Annotated in this window: 18 protein-coding genes and 1 tRNA gene; 13 read left to right on the plus strand and 6 right to left on the minus strand. The window is 63.6% G+C overall.

Going from position 1 to position 18213, the window contains the following annotated elements; genetic code table 11:
* Positions 1-83: 83 nt before the first annotated feature.
* Entirely contained in the window at positions 84-1361 is a 1278-nt protein-coding gene (locus PZ895_RS13530; protein WP_275839514.1) for a polyhydroxyalkanoate depolymerase, read from the plus strand.
* Here the strand turns inward: PZ895_RS13530 and PZ895_RS13535 are convergent.
* Positions 1358-2164, minus strand: a complete 807-nt coding sequence (locus tag PZ895_RS13535; RefSeq protein ID WP_275839515.1) for an undecaprenyl-diphosphate phosphatase — start codon at positions 2162-2164, stop codon at positions 1358-1360. The two genes, PZ895_RS13530 and PZ895_RS13535, sit on opposite strands and share 4 nt — an antisense overlap.
* Positions 2165-2341: 177 nt before the next feature.
* Here PZ895_RS13535 and PZ895_RS13540 point away from each other — a divergent pair, with 177 nt between their 5' ends.
* The 10 genes from PZ895_RS13540 to PZ895_RS13585 all read left to right on the plus strand — a co-directional run bounded on the left by PZ895_RS13540 (position 2342) and on the right by PZ895_RS13585 (position 11228).
* Positions 2342-3034 carry a glutathione S-transferase family protein gene (locus PZ895_RS13540; RefSeq protein WP_275839516.1) on the plus strand — a complete coding sequence of 231 codons (693 nt, stop codon included), beginning with the start codon at positions 2342-2344 and terminating at the stop codon, positions 3032-3034.
* 1 nt (position 3035) lies between these two features.
* Positions 3036-4187 carry a tRNA epoxyqueuosine(34) reductase QueG gene (gene queG / locus PZ895_RS13545; protein ID WP_275839517.1) on the plus strand — a complete coding sequence of 384 codons (1152 nt, stop codon included), beginning with the start codon at positions 3036-3038 and terminating at the stop codon, positions 4185-4187.
* On the plus strand, positions 4184-5074 hold the full coding sequence (locus PZ895_RS13550; protein WP_275839518.1) for an SDR family NAD(P)-dependent oxidoreductase: 891 nt from the start codon (positions 4184-4186) through the stop codon (positions 5072-5074). Before queG ends, PZ895_RS13550 begins: the two co-directional genes overlap by 4 nt.
* 104 nt (positions 5075-5178) lie before the next feature.
* The gene (gene mepA / locus PZ895_RS13555; protein WP_275839803.1) at positions 5179-6141 is read left to right on the plus strand and encodes a penicillin-insensitive murein endopeptidase; all 963 of its coding nucleotides are present in this window, start codon (positions 5179-5181) and stop codon (positions 6139-6141) included.
* Between the two features lie 65 nt (positions 6142-6206).
* On the plus strand, positions 6207-7235 hold the full coding sequence (locus PZ895_RS13560) for a glucokinase (RefSeq protein WP_275839519.1): 1029 nt from the start codon (positions 6207-6209) through the stop codon (positions 7233-7235).
* Between the two features lie 157 nt (positions 7236-7392).
* Positions 7393-9156 carry an ABC transporter ATP-binding protein gene (locus PZ895_RS13565; protein WP_275839804.1) on the plus strand — a complete coding sequence of 588 codons (1764 nt, stop codon included), beginning with the start codon at positions 7393-7395 and terminating at the stop codon, positions 9154-9156.
* The gene (dapB, locus tag PZ895_RS13570; protein WP_275839520.1) at positions 9153-9968 is read left to right on the plus strand and encodes a 4-hydroxy-tetrahydrodipicolinate reductase; all 816 of its coding nucleotides are present in this window, start codon (positions 9153-9155) and stop codon (positions 9966-9968) included. The genes PZ895_RS13565 and dapB overlap by 4 nt, the downstream gene beginning before the upstream one ends.
* A 95-nt stretch (positions 9969-10063) precedes the next feature.
* Positions 10064-10148, plus strand: a tRNA-Leu gene (locus PZ895_RS13575).
* 438 nt (positions 10149-10586) lie between these two features.
* Positions 10587-10718 (plus strand): hypothetical protein, encoded by a 132-nt coding sequence (locus PZ895_RS13580; RefSeq protein WP_275839521.1) that lies wholly within the window; start codon positions 10587-10589, stop codon positions 10716-10718.
* 96 nt (positions 10719-10814) lie between these two features.
* Positions 10815-11228: a hypothetical protein gene (locus tag PZ895_RS13585; RefSeq protein ID WP_275839522.1), complete on the plus strand. Its 414-nt coding sequence runs from the start codon at positions 10815-10817 to the stop codon at positions 11226-11228.
* On the opposite strand, the gene PZ895_RS13590 is transcribed toward PZ895_RS13585, so the two are convergent.
* Genes PZ895_RS13590 through PZ895_RS13600 form a run of 3 tightly spaced genes read right to left on the minus strand, consistent with a single transcriptional unit; the run spans position 11225 to position 14412 of the window.
* Positions 11225-12481, minus strand: coding sequence for an O-antigen ligase (locus tag PZ895_RS13590; protein ID WP_275839523.1), 1257 nt, complete (start codon positions 12479-12481; stop codon positions 11225-11227). The two genes, PZ895_RS13585 and PZ895_RS13590, sit on opposite strands and share 4 nt — an antisense overlap.
* Positions 12482-12487: 6 nt before the next feature.
* Positions 12488-13729 carry a polysaccharide biosynthesis/export family protein gene (locus PZ895_RS13595; RefSeq protein WP_275839524.1) on the minus strand — a complete coding sequence of 414 codons (1242 nt, stop codon included), beginning with the start codon at positions 13727-13729 and terminating at the stop codon, positions 12488-12490.
* Between the two features lie 2 nt (positions 13730-13731).
* The gene (locus PZ895_RS13600; protein WP_275839525.1) at positions 13732-14412 is read right to left on the minus strand and encodes a sugar transferase; all 681 of its coding nucleotides are present in this window, start codon (positions 14410-14412) and stop codon (positions 13732-13734) included.
* Between the two features lie 515 nt (positions 14413-14927).
* On the opposite strand from PZ895_RS13600, the gene PZ895_RS13605 reads away from it, so the two are divergent.
* Together PZ895_RS13605 and PZ895_RS13610 are read left to right on the plus strand one after the other, a co-directional pair.
* Positions 14928-15182, plus strand: coding sequence for an exopolysaccharide production repressor protein (locus PZ895_RS13605; RefSeq protein ID WP_275839526.1), 255 nt, complete (start codon positions 14928-14930; stop codon positions 15180-15182).
* Positions 15183-15270: 88 nt separating this feature from the next.
* Positions 15271-16302, plus strand: coding sequence for a glycosyltransferase family 2 protein (locus tag PZ895_RS13610; protein ID WP_275839527.1), 1032 nt, complete (start codon positions 15271-15273; stop codon positions 16300-16302).
* Here PZ895_RS13610 and PZ895_RS13615 read toward each other — a convergent pair.
* Together PZ895_RS13615 and PZ895_RS13620 are read right to left on the minus strand one after the other, a co-directional pair.
* Positions 16293-17228 carry a polysaccharide pyruvyl transferase family protein gene (locus PZ895_RS13615; RefSeq protein WP_275839528.1) on the minus strand — a complete coding sequence of 312 codons (936 nt, stop codon included), beginning with the start codon at positions 17226-17228 and terminating at the stop codon, positions 16293-16295. The two genes, PZ895_RS13610 and PZ895_RS13615, sit on opposite strands and share 10 nt — an antisense overlap.
* Positions 17225-18199, minus strand: coding sequence for a glycosyltransferase family 2 protein (locus tag PZ895_RS13620; RefSeq protein ID WP_275839529.1), 975 nt, complete (start codon positions 18197-18199; stop codon positions 17225-17227). Before PZ895_RS13620 ends, PZ895_RS13615 begins: the two co-directional genes overlap by 4 nt.
* Between the last annotated feature and the right edge of the window lie 14 nt (positions 18200-18213).

An 18213-nucleotide genomic window follows, 5' to 3' on the forward strand; every position in this document is an offset into this window, starting at 1 on the left:
CGACTGCTAGATTCATTGCAGGATGATGACAACAGCCCCGACCGGCCAGGCAAATTGCCGGCCGAGGCTCCGGGGGGCAATCGATGTACTACCAGTTCTATGAATTGAACCATGCCGCGCTGCAACCGGCGCGCGCTTTCGCCGATGCGGTCAAGCTTCTCTATTCGAACCCGCTCAATCCGATGGCGCATACGCCGATGGGCCGCACCATTGCGGCCGGCGCCGAGATGTTCGAGCGCACGACGCGGCGCTACGGCAAACCCTCCTTCGGCATTGCGGAAACCAGGATCGGCTTCGACAAGGTGGCGGTGCGCGAGCGTGTCGTCTGGAAGAAGCCGTTCGGCGACCTGATCCATTTCGAACGCGATGTGTCGAAGGAGCGCAAGGCCGATCCGAAACTGCTGATCGTCGCGCCCATGTCCGGGCACTACGCCACGCTCCTGCGCGGTACGGTCGAATCGATGATCCAGCACGCCGAGGTCTACATCACCGACTGGACCGACGCGCGCATGGTGCCGGTCGCGGCAGGGCGTTTCGACCTCGACGACTATGTCGACTACGTGATCGAGATGCTGCACCATCTGGGTCCCGACACCCATGTGATGGCGGTCTGCCAGCCTTCGGTTCCGGTGCTCGCCGCCGCTGCGGTCATGGAGGCGCGCGGCGATCGCTTCGCGCCGGCCTCGATGACGCTGATGGGGGGGCCGATCGACACCCGCCGCAACCCGACCGCCGTCAACAAGCTGGCGGAAGAAAAGGGCATCGAGTGGTTCCGCGACAATGTGATCATGCAGGTGCCGTGGCCCGAGCCCGGCTTCATGCGCAATGTCTATCCCGGCTTTCTGCAACTGTCGGGTTTCATGAGCATGAATCTCGACCGCCACATCATCGCGCACAAGGATTTTTACATGCACCTCGTCAAAGATGACGGGGATTCGGCCGAAAAGCATCGCGACTTCTACGACGAATATCTAGCAGTGATGGATCTGACGGCGGAGTTCTATCTGCAGACGGTCGACACCGTCTTCGTCCAGCACGCCCTGCCGAAGGGCACGATGCGCCATCGGGGCGAACCGGTCGATCCGAAAGCCGTAAGGAACGTCGCCCTGCTGACGATCGAAGGCGAGAACGACGACATTTCCGGCATCGGGCAGACGCAGGCCGCGCATGATCTGTGCGTCAACATTCCCGACGACATGCGCGCCCATTACATGCAGCCCAGGGTCGGCCACTATGGCGTCTTCAACGGCTCGCGCTTCCGCTCGGAAATCGTGCCGCGGATCGTCGACTTCATCGCCAGCAATCCCGGAGCGAGCAAGCGCGAGCGTCCCAGGCCACGGATCGTCGCCAACCAGGCCTAGCCGAAGACGAGCAGCGCGACGAGGCCGACCGTGCCGACGAAAAGCCGCCAGATGGCGAAGGGCGTATAGCCGCGCTTCGCCACGAAATCGAGCAGGAATCGCACGACGAAGACGCCGGCGATGAAGGCGGTGACGAAACCCACGGCGATGACCCAGAAATCGTCGATGGTGAGGATCTCACGGTTCTTGAACAGGTCGTAAGCGAAGGCGCCAACCATTGTCGGCATGGCAAGAAAGAACGAGAACTCAGCCGCCGAGCGCTTGTCGGCGCCCATCAGGAGCGCGCCGACGATGGTGGCGCCGGAGCGCGACGTGCCGGGTATCATCGCCAGACACTGGATGAAGCCGATCTTGAGGCAGACCGACAGCGGAAATTCGGCGACATGGGTGTATTTCGGTTCGATCGCGCGCCGATCGATCCACAACAGCACGAAGCCGCCGATGATCAGCATGACGCAGATCACCATCGGCGTCTCGAACAGCACCGTCTTGATGAAGTCATGCGCCAGCGCGCCGATGACCGCGGCAGGCAGGAAGGCAAGAAGAATGCCACCGACGAAATGTTGCGTCTCGCGGCTCTTCGGCAAAGTGATCGTGAGATGCCACAGCTTTGCGAAATAGACGCTGAGGATGGCCAGAATCGCGCCGAGCTGGATCAGCACCTCGAAACTGCGTCCGGTCGATTCGAAGCCGAGGAAATGGCCCGCAAGCAGGAGATGGCCGGTGGACGAAACCGGGATGAACTCCGTCAGCCCCTCCAGGATTCCGAGGAGAGCTGCAACGAGGAGGGATTGTTCTTCCATGGAAACTCCGGGGCGGGTCTGTCTCAAAGGTTCGCTTGTCAGGCGGACCGCGCTTGCCTATAGCTGCGCGCGCATCGTCGCTTTCGAACCCGAATCTGCGCCGAGGATTAGCCATCGGACCATCAAAAGGCCAGACTTTTCGGCCCGATGTCCCTGCGACATACCCACCGAGTACCCATGCTGACCCTTTTCCACCATCCGCTTTTCGCGTCCTGCCGTTTCATCCGCCTGGCCTTCGGCGAGTATGGCGAGGATCTGTCGCTGATCGAGGAAAAGCCCTGGGCGCGGCGCAAGGAGTTTTTGCAACTGAACCCGGCGGCGACGCTGCCGGTTCTGCTCGCCGAGGCCGACGAGCCGATCGTCGGCGCGTCGGTGATCGCCGAATATGTCGACGAAACACGCGGCGCGCTCAAGCGCGACAAGCGCCTGATGGCCGAAAACCCGATCACGCGCGCCGAAATCCGCCGGCTCGTCGACTGGTATCTGGTCAAGACCGATGGCGAGGTGACGAGGCATCTGGTGCGCGAGCGTGCCCTGAAGCCGCATATGCCGCCCGAGCATGGCGGCGGCTCGCCCAACTCGGCGGCGATACGGGCCGCCCGCGCCAATGTGCGCCAGCATCTGAAATACACCAACTGGCTTGCCGGCACGCGCAACTGGCTCGCCGGCCCGCGCCTGACCTATGCCGATCTCGCCGCCGCCGCCTCGATCTCGGTGCTCGATTACATGGGCGAGATCGATTGGACGGAACACGGCGCGGCCAAGGAATGGTATACGAGAATGAAGTCGCGCCCCTCCTTCCGGCCGCTCCTGGCCGACCGGTTCCGCGGCCTCACCCCGGCCTCCCACTATGCGGACCTCGATTTCTGACATGATCACCCCCCGAAACCCCGTTCCGGCGGCGCGTCTTCGGGAGTTCATCGACGCCGAGGCTAAAGCGCTCGGCTTCGACGCGGTCGCGGTGACGCGGCCCGACGCGATCGCCGAGGCAGGACCGCGGCTGGGCGCATTCGTCGCGGCAGGCCGTCACGGCACGATGGAATGGATGGCCGACACGCTTAAGCGCCGGGCTCATCCCAATGCGCTCTGGCCCGAGGCGCGCTCCGTCATCATGCTCGCCATGAACTATGGCCCGGATGAGAACCCGCTGGAACTGCTCGACCAGCGTGACCGGGCGGCGATCTCCGTCTATGCGCGCAATCGCGACTATCACGACGTCATCAAGGGCAAGCTGAAGACGCTGGCGCAGAAATTTGCCGCCCGAGCGGGGGCGGACGTCAAGGTTTTCGTCGACACCGCGCCGGTGATGGAAAAGCCGCTGGCCGCCGCCGCGGGACTTGGCTGGCAAGGCAAGCACACGAATCTGGTCAGCCGCGACTTCGGTTCCTGGCTGTTCCTCGGCTCGATCTTCACGACCGCCGAAATCGCGCCCGATGCGCCTGGAGTCGATCATTGCGGCTCGTGCCGCTCCTGCCTCGACATCTGCCCGACCAGGGCCTTTCCCGCGCCCTACCAGATCGATGCGCGGCGGTGCATTTCCTACCTCACCATCGAGCACAAGGGGCCGATCCCGCACGAATTCCGCGCCGCGATGGGCAACCGGATCTATGGCTGCGATGATTGCCTGGCCGTCTGTCCCTGGAACAAGTTCGCTCAAGCGACGCGCGAGGCGAAGCTTGCGGCCCGCGACGACCTGGCCGCGCCAGCGCTCGCGCATTTGCTCATGCTCGACGATCCGGCCTTTCGCGAGAAGTTCGCGGCATCGCCGATCAAGCGCATCGGGCGCGACCGCTTCATCCGCAATGTGCTGATCGCGGCCGGCAATTCGGGCGAGTCGGCATTGCTGCCGGTGGTCGAGAGCCTGCTCAACGATCCGTCGCCCTTGGTGCGCGGTGCGGCCATCTGGGCGTTGTCGCGGCTGGTCGAACGCGGTGATTTCGAGAAGAATCGGGCAAGGCTGGCACCGGGCGAACCGGACGAGGACGTCAAGGCCGAATGGGCGCACGCAATGGAACCGGCATGAAAAGAACCTTTTTCATTTTTGGAGCGGGCTATTCGGCGGGCGTGTTCGCGAGGAAGGCAATCGCTGCCGGGCATCGCGTGATCGGGACGACGCGCAGCGCCGCGAAATTTTCCGAGCTTGCTGCAATCGGAATCGAGCCCTTGGTCTTCGACGGCGGGATGCTTGGCGAAGACGGTGCAGGCGCGCTCGGCGAAATATCGCATCTCGTCGTATCGGCAGCACCGGACGAAGCGGGCGATCCGGTTCTGCGCACGGCAGGCGGAGCGATTCGTGCGCAGATGCCCAGCCTGCGCTGGATCGGCTATCTGTCGACGGTCGGCGTCTATGGCGACCATGACGGAGATTGGGTCGACGAGGCGAGCGATTGCTGGCCGGTCTCGAAGCGCTCGATCGCACGGCTTGAAGCCGAAGACGCATGGCGGGCGCTTGCAGCCCAAATCGGGACGTCGCTTGCGATCCTGCGCCTTTCCGGCATCTACGGTCCCGGCCGCAACGCCTTCGTCAATCTGGAGGACGGCAAGGCCCGGCGCATCGTCAAGCCGGGACAGGTGTTTAACCGCATTCATGTGGACGACATAGCGGGCGCGCTCACCCTTCTGGCGGAACGCGAGGCGGACGGGATTTTCAACGTCACCGATGACGAACCTGCGCCGCCACAGGACGTCGTCGCCCATGCGGCCGGCATCATGGGTGCCGATGCCCCACCGGAAGTCCCGTTCGATGCGGCGGAGATGACGCCGATGGCGCGTTCCTTCTATGGCGAGAACAAGCGCGTCTCGAACGCGAAACTGAAGGCGGCGGGCTATTCGTTCCGATTTCCGACCTATCGCCACGCTCTGGGCGCGATGTGGCGCGATCACACTTGGCGACGGGCGTCGCTTCGTTAGGATTTCGCTAACCGTGCCGGTCGCAGGCTTGGACTCACTGATTGCGGGGAGAATCACCGATGCGCGCGAGGAACTGGATCAAGGCCGCCTGTGTCGCCCTCGCGATGACGGCCGCGACGGGCGCCGATGCGCAGCTTGCCAAGGATCTTTTCGGCAATCAGCCGCTGCCGGCCGCCACCGAGGCCCGCGTCTATGGTTCCTATTCCAAGGGCTGCTTCGCCGGCGGCGTGGCCATCGCGCACGATGGTCCGAACTGGCAGGCGATGCGCCCATCGCGCAACCGCCGCTGGGGCCATCCCGACATGGTGCGGCTCGTCGAGCGCCTGTCGCGCGACGCGACCGCCGATGGTTGGCCGGGCCTTCTCGTCGGTGACATTTCGCAGCCGCGTGGCGGCCCGATGCTGTCGGGTCATGCCTCGCACCAGCTCGGCCTCGATGCCGACATCTGGTTCCAGCCGATGCCCGCGCGGCGGCTTTCGGCGTCAGAGCGCGAGACCCTCGAATTCGTTTCCATGTTGCGCGACGGCGAGCTGACGGTCGACGACCGCAAATGGACGCCGGCCCATGCCGGCATCCTGCGCCGCGCGGCGAGCTACCGCGAGGTCGAACGGATTCTCGTCCACCCCGGCATCAAGAAGAAATTGTGCGACACGGTGACGGGCGATCGTTCTTGGCTCGGCAAGGTTCGCCCCTTCTGGGGCCATGATTCGCATTTCCACATCCGTATCGGTTGCCCCGCCGGCTCGCCCGGCTGCCGGCCGCAGGAAGGAATCGGCCGCGGCGACGGCTGCGATTCCTCGCTCGCCTGGTGGTTCACGGACGAACCATGGCGACCGGCGACCGGGCCGCAGCAGCCGCGCGCGCGCGACGTGATGCGTTTGGCCGACCTGCCACGCGAATGCTCCGCCGTGCTACAGGCGCCCGCGCCGCAATCGGAAGCCATGGTGACGATCGGCGGTCCCGGCCGCACCATCGCCCCGACCGGAGCGCCGCCTGTCGCCGCAAATGCCTATGCACCGACGCCGGAGAGCGCCATACCGGTGCCGTTCCCGCGTCCGCAGCCTTGACTTGGCCGGCTGCGTGTGACCTTCAAACAGCTTGATCTGAAAAGCGACACGCGGCAGCCGCCCTGATGATTTCTGAAATCGACGCCGCCGGCGTCTTGCAGTTCCCCGTTCTCGTCGGAGATATTGGCGGCACCAATGCCCGCTTCGCCATTTTGCCGTCGCGCGAGGCGGCCGCGATCGAATTTCCGACCGTCGCGACGGCCGACTATCCCGACATCGATGTCGCCATCGAACGTGCGATCCTGACACGGACCGATATCAATCCGCGCTCCGCCGTCCTTGCAATCGCCGCCCCGGTGACTGGTGACGAGATCCGGTTGACCAATTGCCCCTGGACGGTGCGCCCGCGCGTGATGATCGCGCGGCTGGGCTTTGCGGAAGTCGTGATCCTGAACGATTTCGAGGCCCAGGCACTGGCCGTCGTCGCCATAGGACCGGATAATCTGGAAAAGATCGGCGGCGGTGCGGCAGACCCCGACGCGAGCCGCGTCGTGCTTGGCCCCGGCACGGGGCTCGGCGTCGCCGGACTTGTGCGCGCCGGCAATGTCTGGGTGCCGGTGCCCGGTGAGGGTGGTCATGTCGACATGGGCCCGCGGACGCCGCGCGATTTTGTCGTCTTCCCGCATGTCGAGCCGATCGAGGGCCGCATTTCGGGCGAGCAGATGCTGTGCGGTCGCGGCCTCGTGAATCTCTACCGTGCGGTTGCCGCCGCCGATGACGAGCCGGCGGAACTGGCCTCGCCGGCCGGCATCACGGCCGCCGCGCTGGCAAGGTCCGATCCGATGGCCGAAGAAGCGCTCGACATCTTCGTCACCTGCCTCGGCCGGCTTGCCGGCGATCTGGCGTTGATCTTCATGAGCCGCGGCGGCGTTTATCTCACCGGGGGGATCGCCCAGAAGATCGTGCCGGCGCTGAAACATCCCCGCTTTCGCGCCGCCTTCGAGGATAAGGCGCCGCATTCGGCACTGATGCGGGATCTGCCCGTTTTCGTGATGACACATCCGCTTGCGGCACTTGTCGGCCTCGGTGCGTTCGCGCGCACGCCCAAGGCGTTTCATATCCGCACCACCGGGCGGCATTGGCGCGCTTCGTGAGCAGCGTGCGGCCGATTGGCGATTGCATCGCCGGTTCCAAGGGGGCATAGGCAGGCGGCCCGGGCGCAAGCGGCGGGCGACAAGACGGGATTTCGACCACTTGGCAGAGGGCCAGACAGAGCAGCGCAAGGCCGAACCGGGCGAAATCGTCGCGGTGATGCGCCGGATTCTGGCCGAAAACGGCCGCGAATACCTGCCACAATACGCACTCGCCACGCTCTGTCTCGTTGCCGTCGCCGCGACCACCGCCTTCAGCGCATGGATCATGCGCGACATCATCGACGAGATCTTCTACCGCGAGAATTACGAGCTCGTGCCGTATATCTGCGGCGCGATCGTTGCGGCTTTCGCGATCCGCGGCATCGCCAGTTACGGCCAGGCGGTGATCCTCGCCCGGATCGGCAACAATCTGGTCGCACGCTACCAGCGCCGCCTGTTCGACCATCTGATGCGGCTCGGCCTCGACTTCTATTCGAGCGCCCGCTCCGGCCAGCTCGCCGCCCAGATCAGCCAGAACGTCACCGGCATTCGCGACATGCTGTCGATCACGCTGACGTCGATAGCACGCGATCTCGTTTCGCTGATCGGCCTCGTCGCGGTTATGGTCATGCAGGATCCGCTGCTCTCGGTGATCGGCCTCCTGATCGGCCCGCCGCTCGTCTATGCGGTCAACTACCTCATGCGCCGGCTTCGCCGCGTCACACGTGAATCCGTCGAGGTCAATTCGCATCTCTTCGGCGCCATGCAGGAGACGGTGCAGGGCATCGCCATCGTCAAGGCGTTCACGATGGAGGAACAGCTTTCGAAGAAGCTCTCGGAATTGGTGGCTTCGGCGGAAAACCGAGCCAACAAGATCGCGCGCGTTTCCGAGCGGCTGACGCCGATCACCGAGATGCTGGCGGGGCTCGCAATCGCCGGCGTCATCGGATATGCGGCCTATCGCGCCGCTTCGGCCGGCCAGTCTCCTGGCTCGGTCTTCGCCTTCATCACGGCACTCCTGCTCGCCTATGATCCCGCACGCCGTCTGGCCCGCGTGCAGGTCAATCTGGAGCGTTCTCTGGTCAATGCGCGCATGATCTACGAATTGCTCGACCAGGAGCCGCCGCAACGCGACGCGCCCGGCGCCAAGGAACTCGTCGTCGGCGCCGGCGGCATCGTCTTTCGCGGCGTTTGCTTCTCCTACGGTTCCGACAAGCGCGTTCTGGACGATGTGTCCTTCGAGGCCGAACCTGGCGGGGTCACCGCCATTGTCGGCTCGTCGGGCGCGGGAAAGTCCACGCTCGTCGCGCTCGTCCAACGATTCTACGACGTCGATTCGGGCCGCATCGAGATCGACGGACAGGACATCGCCGACGTCACCAAGTCTTCCCTGCGCGCGCGCATCGCCTATGTCTCGCAGCACCCCTATCTCTTCGAGGGCACGATCCGCGATAATATCCGCTATGGACGGCCCGATGCGAGCGATGAGGAAATCGAGACGGCCGCGCGGCTTGCCAATGCCGACGACTTCATCCGTGAAAGCGCTTTCGGATACGAGGCTCTGGTCGGCGAGAACGGCATCACGCTTTCGGGCGGCCAGCGCCAGCGCCTGTCGATCGCCCGCGCGATCGTGCGCAACGCGCCGATCCTGCTGCTCGACGAGGCGACGTCCGCGCTCGACAACGAATCCGAGGCGCGCGTCCAGGATGCGCTCGACACGGTGATGAAAGGGCGCACGACGATCGTCATCGCCCACAGGTTGTCGACGGTCGTCAATGCCGACAAGATCGTGGTCATGGAGGAAGGTCGGGTGGTCGAGCAGGGCACGCACCGCGCCTTGATTGCCGACCCGGCCGGCCTTTATGCACGCTTCCACCGGCTTCAGGGCGAGCGCAGCCTGGAAATCGTCGACGATCAATTGCTGAAGGAAAAGAGCGCATGAGCGATATGGGTCTCGTCGTCGTCGGCGCCGCCGGGCGCATGGGCCAGGCGATCACCCGCGCGGTTTCGGCCATCGAAGGTGTCCGGCTCGTCGGTGCGCTCGACCGCAAGGGCGCCCCCGCGATCGGGCGCGACGCGGGCGAACTGGCGGGATTGGGGCCGATCGGGATCGCAATCACCGACGACCCGCTGCCGCTTTTCGCCAATGCCGAAGGAGTGGTCGACTTCTCGGCGCCTGCCGCCAGCGTCGAATATGCCGGATACGCCGCGCAGGCGCGCATCGTCCATGTCATCGGCACGACGGGCTGTTCCATCGAGGACGAAGCGGCAATCGAGGCGGCCGCGCGCCACGCGACGATCGTCAAGTCCGGCAATATGAGCCTGGGCGTCAATCTCCTCGCCGCCATGGTCGAACAGGCGGCGCGCGCGCTTCCCGCTGCCGATTTCGACATCGAGATTCTCGAGATGCACCACCGTAACAAGGTCGACGCGCCGTCCGGGACCGCGCTTCTGCTCGGCGAGGCGGCGGCGCGGGGCCGCGACATCGCGCTGGCCGAAAGATCGGTTCGCGTGCGCGACGGCCATGCCGGCGCGCGCGAGGCGGGCACGATCGGCTTTGCGACGCTGCGCGGCGGCTCCGTCATCGGCGACCATTCGGTTCTTCTTGCCGGCACCGGCGAGCGCATCACCCTGTCGCATCAGGCAGAAGATCGCGCGATCTTCGCGCGTGGTGCCGTCCAGGCCGCTCTCTGGGCGAAGGACCGCAAACCCGGTCTTTATTCGATGCGCGACGTTCTCGGGCTGACTGGTTGACCATGGGTCAACGTCGCAGTGGGCGAATCTTGACGCGTGGTGCCGTTTATCCGTTGACACCCACTCCCCGCCCGCTTAGATCGGCGGCGCACCTAGCCCAGGTGGCGGAATTGGTAGACGCGCACGGTTCAGGTCCGTGTGCCGCGAGGCGTGGAGGTTCGAGTCCTCTCCTGGGCACCACTATCTTCGTGAGAGTGCGCTTCCCAAGCAATTCAACGGCTTTAGGCTCTTAAGGTCCACATTCCGGTACACCGGAGGTACACAATCGGGCTGCTGCGGGCGCTCGGCTTTGCCGAAAGAGAAGCTGTTGGCAGGGAAATTCAGTCTGGACTGGGCAGAAAGCCTCATCTGTTCGAGGGGTTGCAAACTGTCCTCGGGGCCTCCGGCAGACGCGCAACCGCCGGCCATCGCGACACCCGCCCAAGGCCCATTCGTCGATACGATGGATCGTTTCATCTTCCTCGCGATGCCGTCATCGCATGACGCCCGAGGCGGTTGAATTCATGCGGGCGAAGCCTTTGTAATGATTGAGGCTCAGCACACGTAGCACCATCGTCACAAAACTGTCATGAAACAGGTCATGATCATGGGCATCGCGTATGAATGAGTTCGTTTCCCATGACCGTATCCACGAGTTCGATTGCGTCTTCTAGAGCGCATGTTGCGTTCGCCGACATCAAGATCGCGGTCGGCATCGTGGCAGTTGTCGGAACCGTCTGTCTACTCGTGCTGGCCGCAGACCAGTGGTAGGGGATAGATCATTACGATCTCGTCCGCGATCCCAACGCCATCGCCAACAATCCCAACTATTTCGGCCTCGTCTCGAATCTCGGGATCGTCCTGTGGATGGCCGGCGCGGTCGGGTCGCTGCAAGCCCACGCGGCGGTGAAGCACCGGTCAGGCCGCAATTTCGGCAACCTCCTGCTTTTCGGGGGCACATTCTCCGCCGCTATGGGGCTCGACGATCTTTTCATGCTGCACGAATCGATCGCGACATTCGGCATCCCAGAAATCGTTGTCCTCGTACCGCACGCATTGCTACTGACGACGATGTGTTATCAGGCGTGGCTACTTCGATCTGCCACGCCCTGGCTATTGCTCGCATCCTGCGTCGGCGCCTTTGGCCTCTCAATGGCCATAGACGTCTATCCGGTCGATTTCGGCGGGCAGGTCTTCATCGAGGAGAGCTTCAAGCTTCTCGGCATCATGTTCCTGACTGCCTATCTCGTTATGACGAGCCAGAAGGCGCTGCGCGTCTAGTAGGCCGTTACAAGTGATTCGGTATTCGTCCGGCGGCGCGTTTGTGCGGCGCGGACGGTCAGTTGGCCCGCCGCGTAGTAGATCAGGAACGAGCCGATCGTATAGGGATAGAGGATGTCGACCTCGACGAAGGAGCGGATGAGAAGCAGAACCGCCAGTCCGAAGACGATGTAGGCGGCCTGATCTCGTCCGTGCGACAGAAGCCGCCCGAGATGGGCGAAGAGCACCCCGCCGACGAGAATGCAGATTAGCACGAAGCCGACCGCGCCAAGTTCCACCAGTGCCTCGATATAGGTGTTGTGGAAGTGGAAGCCGGTCCGGGTTGCGATGTAGAATTCGGCCCAAAGCCGCTCGGCCTCGGCGAAGCCCTGCACCCAGTAGCCTTGGTAACCGACGCCGAAAACAGGTGCCTGTGCGATGGATGCGAGGCCTTCCGACCAAAGATAGGTCCGCCCCGTCAGCGTCGCATCTTTGCCGAAGATTGCCAGCACAGCGTCGAGCGCGCCGGCATTGAGGGCGACGAAGATGCCGCCGGCGGCGAGGATCGCAAGGGTGATGAAGATCACCTTGCGTGCGGCAGGCGAGAACAGGAGCACCGCGCGCGCACCCACCATCGCGGTGAGCGTCAGCACGATGCCGATGAGCGATGTCGCCGATTGCGAAGCGACGAGCGCATAAGTCGAGATGCCGCCGATACCCATCGCGACAAATCGGGTGACGAAGGCTGCGTCGAGCAGGAAAGCAGCTACGAAGGCGAAATAGACGCCGAGAGATGCGTAGAACCCGAGCTGGTTCTTCGAGGAAAAGGCACCGACGAAACTGTATGTGCCGTCGAGCGGATCGAAATGATAGCCGCCGAAGGCAAAAGAATAGGCGAGCACCAGCGCCGCGCCGGCAAGAACGCCATAGCTCAGCGTCCGCGCGCCGATGACCCGCGCCGCGATCAGCGCGCAGACGATGTGCGTGGCATATTGCACGCTCGCGCGCGCGCTCGTGGCGGGGGCCAGCGACCAGAAGGTGGACAGGCAGGCGAGCACGCCGAACGCCAATATCCAGTGATAGCGCGCGTAGTTGCCGAGCACCCGGCGGTAATCGATGAGGACGAGCGGTAGCCACAACGCGTAATAGGCGAGCACGGCAGCCGGGCCGAAACGGGTCGAGTAGGCGAAGACGAAGACCGACAGCGCGACGGCGATCAGGCCGTAGGCGAAGTTGCGCTCCGGTGAGACGAAGGATGCCTTGGCGACCCGCATCTCGCCTTAGCTTGGCTGCTCGACTGCGGTAGCCGCGACCGGCTCGATCTTCACCTTGAGTACGTCACCCGGCAGAACCGGCGTATGCTCCTGAGCGGGCATTTCCTGCGGCTCGCCGTCGATCTCGCGCACGATGACGTAGCTGACGTCGGGCTCGGCGGCGCCGACCTCGGGCGCGATCGAAAGGGCTTCCTGCATCAAACTGTTGCTGGTCAGGATCTTCAAATTGGCCGCTTCGAGATTGGCTTCGGCCTGCTGGAGTTCCTGCGCGACTTCCGCGTCGCGGTCGTTGCGCAATGCGTTGGCATCCTGCGTCGCCTGGGCGATGTCCTGCTTGGCGCGCAGGGCGGCGGTTTCCATGTCGAGAACCCGGCCCTCAAGGTCGGCGACGGAGCGGCCGATGGACAGCACGCGCTCGTTGACGACGAGACCGCGGTCGGCAAGGTCGCCGATGCCGGCAAGCTGCTCGCGCGACAGTTCGATCTGCTCGTTCTGGCTCTTGATCTTCCGTTCGAGTGCGACGATCTCGCTTTCGAGCAGTTCCTTGAGATCGTCGATCGCGGCGAGTTGGCGCTCAAGCCGCTCAGCGCGCGCATCCCGGAAGGCGGTCTCGTCCTCGATCAGTTTCTGGCCCTGCCCGGTGCTGCGCAGTTCCTGGGGGAACTCGATGTCCGCGCTTCCGGTCGTTTCGGCTTCGAGACGCGCCTTTCGGGCGATCAGCCGCATCCGGTCGGCGCTGAGCACGTCGACGTCGCCGCTGGCATTGATGAAGTCGCGCTCGACCCGCTGTCCGGTTTCTGCCGAGCGGCGCATCCCGCCGGCGATGCTGACGGCCTTGAGAACGGTCAGATTCGGGTCGAACGGGTAGCGACCGGGCGTCGCGACGTCGCCGGTCAGGAAGAAGGGCCGATACTCGGCAAGCTCGACAGAGGCTTCCGGGCGATCCATGAGACCGAGCGTCTGCTGTAGCGCGTCGCCGATCTCGGTGGCGACGTCTGCCGTCGTGCGCCCGCTGGCCTCGACTTCGCCCACGATCGGGATGGAGATGACGCCCGCGGGGCCGACGACATATTCGCCGCTGATCGTCGACCAGTCGCGCACCGCATCCTCGGTCGTCTGCCATTCGACGATGCGGATGTTGAGCTTGTCCATCGTGCCGAGCGTGTAGACCTCGGCGGTCGCGAAGACCGAGCCTGCGAGGACGCAAAGCGCGCCGGCAAGGCCGCGGAAGATCGGGGAGCGTCTCATGATCAGTAGCTTCCGCGCGCCGCCACGACGACGGGTACGGTCCTGAGGATGATCTTCATGTCGAAGACGATCGACCAGTTCTCGACATAGTGCATGTCGTAGGCGACGCGCTGGGCATAGGACACGTCGTTGCGGCCGCTGATCTGCCACAGGCCGGTGAGTCCGGGGCGCGATTTAAGGTAGTAGCTCGCCGCCTTGCCGTAGAACTCCAGCTCCTTTTTCACGACGGGACGCGGTCCCACGATGCTCATGTCGCCGATGAGGATGTTGTAGATCTGCGGTAGCTCGTCGAGGCTGAGCTTTCGCAGGACGATCCCGACGCGCGTGACACGCGGATCGTCCTTCAGCTTGCGGGTCGCCAGCCATTCGTCGCGCGCCTCGGGATAGCGGGCGAAATGCGCGGCGAGGACTTCATCGCCATTGGGCACCATCGTGCGAAATTTCAGGCAGTCGAACACCCGTCCGTTCCGGCCGATTCGCCCATGGCGGTAGAGCACGCTGCCGCCATCCGACAGCTTGACCAGGATGCCGAGCATGAGGAAGAGCGGGCTGAACACGATAAGCGCGGCGAGCGCGCCGAAGACGTCGAAGCCCCTCTTCCACACACCGCCGATGGCAGGCGGCTCGTCGATGCCAAATCGGGGCTTGTCTTCCCTGCTGGCCGTGGATGAAGCGAGTTTCATACGGATCTCCAAAATGCACGAACACGCGAAAGGCTGTTTCGCATTGCACCATAAGTATGGGAGTGGAAATAAGCGTGATGTGTGCCCACAATCGGACAGTGGACAAATATTGCATCATAATTTGTAACGAGAGGACACCAGAAGGCATTTTTAAAGTAAAAATTCGCAACTAAGAATTGAAAACACCGAAAAACAAACAAAATAGTGATTTCTATCGTAAGAAATATTTAAACAAATATTTTTGATAACGATGTTATCTGGCAAAGATCGCAAACCAATATCGATTTTCCGCTGGGCGCCAATGCAAAAACATCTATCGCAATGCAGCGTAGATGACGTGCATCCGGCGCTTTTCATTGCATGGCCTCGACGAAATGACTATAGACGTTCAAGGTATGCGGGGGCGCGCAAGAGGCCCGGTGCAAAGTCAGGCTAGGGCCCTGCGCCGCGTTTCATGCCTGCTTGGATTCTTGGGGTCGTCGATGTCGTTCTCGTTGTTCCTGCGTGGATTCCTGGTGGCGATCGCAATTTTTGCGGTCGTTACATATTTCCTCACGCAATCCATCTGGACGACGGTGATCAACACGATCATCTGTGCGGCCTTGATACAGATCGGCTATGTGATCGGCATCCTTTGGATGGTCGCGCGCACGAAAGCCAGACCGGCCGATGACGCCCATGAGGAGCGGGCCGATACGTCCGGCCTCGATCCCGCCGCCTCCAAGAAGCCGGGTCGCATCGGCAATATCCCAGGATCGCGGCACCCCTAGCGTTCGTCTTCGACGGGAACGCCGCCGGCACCGTCTCGCCACAGTTCTGATCGATGTCTCGCCCTCGAATGAAACGAGAGGTCTGCATTTGAAGCCGTTGCGCCACAACGAGCCGGTCGCTGCCGATGTCTGCGTCATCATCGCGGCCATGGATGCGGCCGCCACCATCGGCCGCGCGGTCTCCTCTGCGCTGAACGAGCCGCGGGTGAAGGAGATCGTGATCGTCGATGACGGATCGCGCGACGATGCGACCGTTCGGGCGGCGCAGGCCGCCGATGATGGCACCGGTCGGGTCAGTGTCGTTCAGCTGGACGAAAATCGAGGCCCCGCTCACGCGCGCAATGTCGCGATAGCCCGTTCGAAAGCGCCGTTCCTTGCAATCCTCGATGCCGACGACTTCTTCGTCTCCGGCCGGTTCGACGCCATGATCGACGGAGAGGATTGGGATTTCGTCGCGGACAACATCGTCTTTGTCGATGAACGCCAGGCGGGACGCCTGCCCGAAATTCCCGCTTTCCACGCCGAACCGAGCTTCGTAAGCTTCAGGGAGTTCGTCGACGGAAACATCTCGCGCAAGGGTACCGAGCGGGGTGAGATCGGTTTTCTCAAACCGGTCATGCGCCGGTCCTTCCTCGACCGGCATGGCCTGCGCTACGATGAAAGCCTGCGGCTGGGCGAGGACTTCGACCTTTATGCGCGTGCGTTGGCGCTCGGCGCGCGCTACAAGGTGGTGCGCCATTGCGGATACGGTGCCGTCGTGCGTGCGGGTTCGCTCAGCGGTCGTCACCGTACGCTCGATCTGAAGCATCTGTATGAGGCTGATCGCGGCATCCTGGCTTCGATCCGCCTGGATGCGACCGACGAGCGGGCGTTGCGCCGCCATGAGCATCATATCCGAGGTCGGTATGAATTGCGCAACTTCCTGGACCGGAAGGCGCAAGCGGGGCCCTTGCGCGCCGGGCTAGAACTGCTCGCGCAACCATCGGCTCTCCCGGCGGTGGTCAGCGGCATCGCATCGGACAAATGGCAGGCCGTGCGCAGCCGCGAAATCCTGCGGGTCCATTCACAGGTCCAGCAACCGCGTTTCCTGCTCCAGGCCCGCAAGGTCTCTCAGAAATAGTCGCGGCGCACCTCGTCGAGGACGGAACGGAGTCGGTCCTTGCAGGCTTGAAGGAGGGCACCGTCGCTCAGTTGCGGTGTGGCGCGCGCGGCACGCCACAGCCCGAGTGCGGCCGGGCTGCCAAGAAGGCTCTTCGCCAGGGACCGAACGCCCTGTGCCTGGGCTGTCTGCCGTTCTTCGAGCAGGAGATCGCCGCCACGAACCGGGCTCCCATGCACCCTGCCGGAATAATCCATCCCCCAGAAGCGCGCGCCCTTGGTGATCGCCTCGGCGCGGGAGGAGAGCGCGATCCGGCGCGGCGCATAGGTGAGGTCGAGCGATTTCGCCCAGTCGTTCCACTTGAAGCTGTTGATGCTCGCCAATGTCGACACAGCCACCCACGGCACGCGGAATGCGTCGGCGAGGATTGCCGCGTGCATGGATTCGGCGATGACCAGATCGGCGCCAGCGATCTGCCTTATGACTTGCCTTGCCTCTCCGCACGGGTCGACATAGCCAATTCCGGCAAGGTCGCAAAGCTGCGGCCACAGCCCGCCAATGGTCGATTCCCAATGCGGCACGAACATCGTGGCACCCGTCTTCTCGATCGACCGGAACTCCGGCATCTCGGTCACCATCACGGCCGGGTCTATGATTCCGAGCGATGGATCGCGTCCGAACTTCTGCGCCGTCAGCGGGCCGCGCAACGCACGTATGTCCCAGTCGGGACCAGTCATGTCCGGCATCTCGCCATAGCCGAAACCGCTGCCGATCACGAGCTTCCGTCCAGCAGGCGGCAGCAGCGCTGCGTTGAGCACCGTGCCGACTCCGACGAGGAGGATGTCGTCGGCGACGTCGCGAAAGCCCGGCAGCAGAAAATCCCAAAGCCACAGATTGAGGTCGTCGCCGAAATTGCCGTGTGCGGATTCCCAGTAGAATGGGGTCATCGCTGGCCGGCCCTGGGCAGAAACTTGCCGGCGGCAAGTCGCATCGCGCTTGTCACGATGTGCGGGTCGCGCCAGGCCCAGCCGGCGAGCTGGCGAAGTTGCGGCGTCTTGCGCTCGCGCATCAACCGCGCCTGTCCCCACAATGCCTGCTGGCGCGCGGTCTGCTTGTAGGACGCGATCGACGCCCGATCCTTCGCGTCGTGCGAAAATCGCGTCTCGAGCCTGTCCAGCGCCACCCAGGTGTTGAACTGCTGTCTGAGGAAGAGCGGCGAGCCACTGTCGACACCGTGAAAGATGTTGACCCCTTCGCCGCGCGTCGCGCCGATGGCGTCGGAAAGGATGGTGCGTCGGGCGTTGCGCACGCACTCGTAGAAGAAGAGCACGTCCTCGGCTGCCAGCCGCAGGGTGGCCTCGAAGCGCGTGGAGCCGAAGAGCGGCGCGCCGATCACCATCGCGGAAAGGTGCATGAAGCTCCAGTTGCGCAGCATCACGCTGGCGATGTCGGGAATTTCGACGATAGGCGGGTCGTCGCTGAGGCGGGTTATTTCCGTCATGTTCGAAAGCGCGGAGACGCCGAAATGATAGTGGAAGGCCGCGCCGCCCGCGATCGACGCGAAATAACAGTCCGCCTCAAAACGTGACAGATGTTCGACGGCGATCTTGAGATGATCGGGGGTCCAATCGTCGTCGGAATCGAGAAACGCGACATAGTCGCTGTCCGTCGGAACGGCGTCGAGGCCGGCATTTCGGGCCGCGCCCGGGCCGGCATTCTTCTGGGTCACGACGCGGATGCGCCGGCGTTCTTCGACACTTAGCCCGGCGAGCTCGGGCTCGAGCGGACAGGGCGATTCGTCGTCGACGACGATGATGTCGAAATAGGCGTGCGACTGAGCGAACACCGAGGCCAGTGCCCGGCGCAATATGCCCGCATCGTGCTGGTAATAGGGGATGATCACGCTGCACTTCGTCATCTTTTCGTGCCTTT

This window comes from Mesorhizobium sp. YIM 152430 (assembly GCF_029210365.1).
Taxonomy (GTDB): Bacteria; Pseudomonadota; Alphaproteobacteria; order Rhizobiales; family Rhizobiaceae; genus Aliihoeflea.